The following is a 4,795-nucleotide window of genomic DNA, read 5'->3' on the forward strand; positions in this document are numbered from 1 at the left end:
ACTTCGCGCGACACGGTCGCCCTTCCGTCGCCGATCGCCAGCTTCGACGCGAAAGTCGCCTGCGGCAGACTTCGCGCGACACGGTCGCCCTTCCGTCGCCGATCGCCAGCTTCGACGCGAAAGTCGCCTGCGGCAGCCCCGCCAGGGCGGCGAGCATCTGGCCGGATTGGTTCGAGTCGTCGTCGATGGCCTGCTTGCCCAGAATCATCAACTGGGGCTGCTCCTTGTCGACGAGCGCCTTGAGCAGCTTGGCGACTGCCAACGGTTGAAGCTCCTCGCTCGACTCGATCAGGATCGCGCGATCCGCGCCGATGGCGAGCGCGGTTCGCAGCGTCTCCTGCGCCTGCGCGACGCCAGCCGACACCGCGATCACTTCGGTTGCCGCACCCGATTCCTTCAGGCGCACCGCTTCCTCCACGGCGATCTCGTCGAAGGGGTTCATGGACATCTTCACGTTGGCGATGTCCATGCCCGTGCCATCCGACCTGACACCGACCTTCACGTTCGGGTCGACCACTCTTTTTACCGATACAAGTACTTTCACAATGAACTCCTTAAATGGAATGGGTGTCGATCACATGCTCGAATAGTTCGGTCCGCCACCGCCCTCGGGCGTGACCCAGACGATGTTCTGCGTCGGATCCTTGATGTCGCAGGTCTTGCAGTGCACGCAGTTCTGCGCGTTGATGACCAGCCGGTCGCTGTTGTCGGCGTTCCTCACGAACTCGTAGACCCCCGCCGGGCAGAAGCGGCCTTCCGGTCCCGCGTAGATGTGCAGGTTCACGTCGACCGGCACGTTCGCGTCCTTCAGCGTCAGGTGGGCCGGCTGGTTCTCCTGGTGGTTCGTGTTCGAGATGAACACCGACGACAGGCGATCGAAGCTCAGCTTTCCGTCCGGCTTGGGATACTCGATCGGCTTGCACTCGGATGCCTGCTTGAGCATTTCATGGTCCCAGTGCTTGTGGTGCAGCGTCCATGGCACCTTGCCACCCAGGAGCTTCTGCTCGAAGCCAACCATCAGCGTGCCCAGGTAAAGGCCCTTGGCCATCCACTGCTTGAAATTGCGCGCGCGATGGAGTTCTTCATGCAGCCACGACCTCTCGAATGCTTCGGGGTAGGCCCTGAGCTCGTCGCTGCCGCGGCCTGCCTGCACGGCCTCGAAGGCGGCTTCCGCCGCCAGCATCCCGGTCTTGATCGCCGCATGCGAACCCTTGATGCGCGACGCGTTGAGGAAGCCGGCATCGTCCCCGACCAGCGCGCCGCCCGGGAAGACGAGCTTCGGCAACGAATTCAGCCCGCCTGCCGTGATCGCGCGCGCGCCGTACGACACGCGCTTGCCGCCTTCGAGGAACTTGCGGATTTCCGGATGCGTCTTGTAGCGTTGGAATTCCTCGAAAGGCGAGAGGTAGGGATTCGTGTACGCGAGGCCGACGACGAAGCCGACCATCACCTGGTTGTTGTCGAAGTGATAGAGGAACGAACCGCCGTAGGTCTGCGAATCGAGCGGCCAGCCCGCGGTATGCACGACCAGGCCCGGCTGGTGCTTCGCCGGATCAATCTCCCACAGTTCCTTGATGCCGATGCCATAGACCTGAGGATCGGAATCCCGGTCGAGCCCCAGCTTCTCGCTGAGCTGCCGGCCCAGATGACCGCGCGCACCCTCGCAGAAGAGCGTGTAGCGCCCGTGCAGTTCCATGCCGAGCTGGAAGCTTTCCGTAGGCTCCCCGTCCTTGCCGACGCCCATGTTGGCGGTGGCGACACCCTTGACCGATCCGTCCTCGTGGTAGAGAAGCTCCGCGGCCGGAAAGCCCGGGAAGATCTCGACACCCAGGGCCTCTGCCTGCTGGCCCAGCCAGCGCGTGACGTTGGCAAGGCTGACGACGTAGTTGCCGTGGTTCTTGAAATTGCCGGGCAGCGCCCAATTCGGCACGGCAGTCGCGCCGGTCTAAAAAGGAAACGGTCTTCATTGACTGCCACGTTCAGCGGAGCGCACTTCTCCTTCCAATCGGGAATCAGTTCGTTGATCGCACGCGGGTCCATGACTGCGCCGGAGAGGATGTGGGCCCCGATCTCCGAGCCCTTTTCCAGTACGCACACGCCGATCTCGACGCCTCTTTCCTGCGCCAGCTGCTTCAGGCGGATCGCCGCCGACAGCCCGGCCGGGCCGCCGCCGACGATCACGACGTCGTAGTCCATGGCTTCGCGTGGACCGTATTGTTCGATCCAACGTGCCGATGGACTTTCGACCTGGTTTGCGATGGCCATGGTCGGGCTCCGGTCAGAACTGGTCTTCGGAGAGGGCCAGCACGCCTTGCGAGCCCGTTGCGCCCGTGATCGACACCTCGAGCGCCATGGCCTGCGGCAGGATGTATTCGGCAAAGAACTGCGCCGTCGCGATCTTCGCGCCGTAAAACACCGGGTCTTCGGACTGCTTGCTCTGGGCCGCCAGCATGGCCCGGGCCATCTGCCATCCGCCGAGCACGATGCCCGCGAGCTTCAGGTACAGCACCGCGCCGACGAACACGCCGTTCGCATCACGCTTGGCGTTTGCGAGGACGAAGTCCACCGCCGACTTCAGCGAACGCTGCCCCTGGGCCAGGTGCCTGTGCATGGATTGGAAAGGCGCACCGTCCCGGGCCGCCAGTTCCCCGAGGGTCTGCCCGAGCTCGGCCAGCAGGGCATTCGCGACGGCGCCGCCGTCACGCAGCGTCTTGCGGCCGATCAGGTCGTTCCCCTGGATGGCCGTCGTGCCTTCGTAGATCGAGGTAATGCGCGAATCCCGGTAGTACTGCGCCGCACCGGTCTCCTCGATGAAGCCCATGCCGCCGTGTACCTGCACTCCCAGGCTCGCCACTTCCTGCGACGACTCCGACGTCCACCCCTTGATGATCGGCACCAGAAATTCGTAGATGCCCTGATGCTCGGCCCGGGCGGACGCGTCCTGGTGGTGGCGCGCGAGGTCGCCGTGCGCGGCACCGACGTAGGTCAGTGCGCGGCTCGCTTCGGCCAGTGCGCGCATGTGCGCGAGCATGCGGCGCACATCCGGGTGGTGAATGATCGTCACCGACTGCTTCGCGGACCCGTCCACGGGCCGGCTCTGCACGCGCTCCTTGGCATAGGCAGCCGCCTTCTGGTAGGCCGCATCGGCGATGCCGATGCTCTGCAAGCCGGCCGCGAAGCGGGACGCGTTCATCATGATGAACATGTACTCGAGGCCGCGGCCCTCCTCGCCCACCAACTGGCCGATGGCGCCGCCGTTGTCGCCGTACTGCAGGGTCGCGGTCGCGCTGCCGCGGATCCCGAGCTTGTGCTCGATCGAAACGCACTGCACGTCGTTGCGCGCGCCCAGCGAGCCGTCCCCGTTTACGAGGAACTTCGGCGCAGTGAACAGCGAAATGCCCTTCACGCCCTCCGGTGCGTTGGGCGTGCGGGCCAGCACAAGATGGACGATGTTCTCGGCCATGTCGTGCTCGCCCCAGGTGATGAAGATCTTCGTGCCGAAGATCCGGTAGGTGCCGTCGCCCTGGGGCTCGGCGCGCGTGCGCACCAGAGCCAGGTCCGAACCTGCCTGGGGCTCGGTGAGGTTCATGGTCCCGGTCCACTGGCCGGCAATGAGCTTCGGCAGGTAGCGCTGCTTCTGCTCCTCACTGCCGGCCGTCAGCAGTGCATCGATGGCGCCGTCGGTCAGCACCCCGCACAGCGCGAACGCGGGACTGGCGGCATTCGCCATCTCGACGCAGGGGGCTGCGATCAGTTTCGGCAAGCCTTGCCCGCCGTATTCGCTCGGATGCTGCACGGCTTGCCAGCCGCCGGAAGCGTACTGGCGGTAGCCATCGGCAAAGCCAGGCGGCGAGGTGACCACGCCGTCCTTCCAGGTGTTGGGAGTGCGGTCGCCGATGATGTTCAGTGGCGCGATCACCTCGCTGCACAGCTTCGCGCATTCCTCGAGGACGGCCTGGGCCGTGTCCGGCGTGGCATCCTCGAAGCCGGGCAGGCGTGTGATCTGTTGCAGTCCGGCCAGCTCGGTGACGGCGAACAGGATGTCCTTGATGGGGGGCATATAGCTCATTGGGGCTTCTCCAGGTCTTCCTTGGTGGGGAGTAAAAAGTAAGGGGTACCGGCACCAGAAGCGCCGACGAAACATCAACTCAGACCGCTCGCAGCACGAACGCGCAACCGGCATGCAGGCCGGATGTCCCCCCACCTAGATCGCATTCTTTGAAGCGGGGGACGTGTGCGCCATCACCCGACCGGGGGACGTGGGGGATGGCGCGCGCAGGCTGCCTGCAGCTTGATCGGGAAAGGCGAACTTTGCAGCGCCCGTCGTGGCCATCGGGTAGACAACGCCCGTGACCACTCAGGTCTCGCCAGGGTTGACCGTGATCCTGACGACGATCCAGTCTGACAGCACGCGGGTGCCGCCGGTGACCGCGGAGAAATCGCCACCGCTCTCCCGGATGACGGGCGCCGATACGCCGGTGATGGCACTTTCGTCGACGCTGGCCACGCCCTCGATGACCTCGCCGTCGGCGGGGATCACGTCGTCGGCGGTCACCAGCACCACGTCGCCCTTGCGCAGTTCGCTGCCCAGTGCAGCGAACCAGCGCGCACCGTGCCTAGCCTGGATTTCCACGCACCACTATTTGGGTAACGCTGCTCGATAGGAGCAGACCGCTTCTGCGCCTGGCGCCGGAGCGTCGGCGTTCTTGCGCGTTAGCGGTTGGTGCGCCCATCCCATCATTTCGACGGCCCCCACGCGGGGCCGTCGGCGTTCTTGCATCGCTTGCGCCAGTCC

General features: G+C 65.1%; 3 protein-coding genes and 2 pseudogenes. All 5 read right to left on the bottom strand.

Features of this window, described 5'->3' with window-relative positions; all coding sequences use genetic code 11:
• Window positions 1-544, bottom strand: a 544-nt coding sequence (locus AC1DY5_RS42340) for an electron transfer flavoprotein subunit beta/FixA family protein (RefSeq protein WP_478120408.1), incomplete at its 3' end; no start/stop codon positions are given.
• Window positions 545-574: 30 nt separating this feature from the next.
• Window positions 575-2,265, bottom strand: a pseudogene (locus AC1DY5_RS42345) (electron transfer flavoprotein-ubiquinone oxidoreductase).
• Window positions 2,266-2,278: 13 nt separating this feature from the next.
• Complete coding sequence (locus tag AC1DY5_RS42350) at window positions 2,279-4,069, bottom strand: acyl-CoA dehydrogenase (protein ID WP_478120409.1); 1,791 nt, start codon at window positions 4,067-4,069, stop codon at window positions 2,279-2,281.
• Window positions 4,070-4,204: 135 nt separating this feature from the next.
• Window positions 4,205-4,357: a potassium-transporting ATPase subunit C gene (locus tag AC1DY5_RS42355; RefSeq protein ID WP_478120410.1), complete on the bottom strand. Its 153-nt coding sequence runs from the start codon at window positions 4,355-4,357 to the stop codon at window positions 4,205-4,207.
• A 3-nt stretch (window positions 4,358-4,360) separates the two neighbouring features.
• A pseudogene (locus AC1DY5_RS42360) lies at window positions 4,361-4,624 on the bottom strand (P-type ATPase actuator domain-containing protein); the annotation flags it as partial.
• Window positions 4,625-4,795: the final 171 nt, after the last annotated feature.

This window comes from Variovorax sp. P4_D9, from assembly GCF_056401695.1.

Coding starts and splice junctions, on each gene's coding strand:
- AC1DY5_RS42350 (WP_478120409.1), bottom strand. CDS start 4,069: ATGAGCTATATGCCCCCCATCAAGGACATCCTGTTCGCCGTCACCGAG.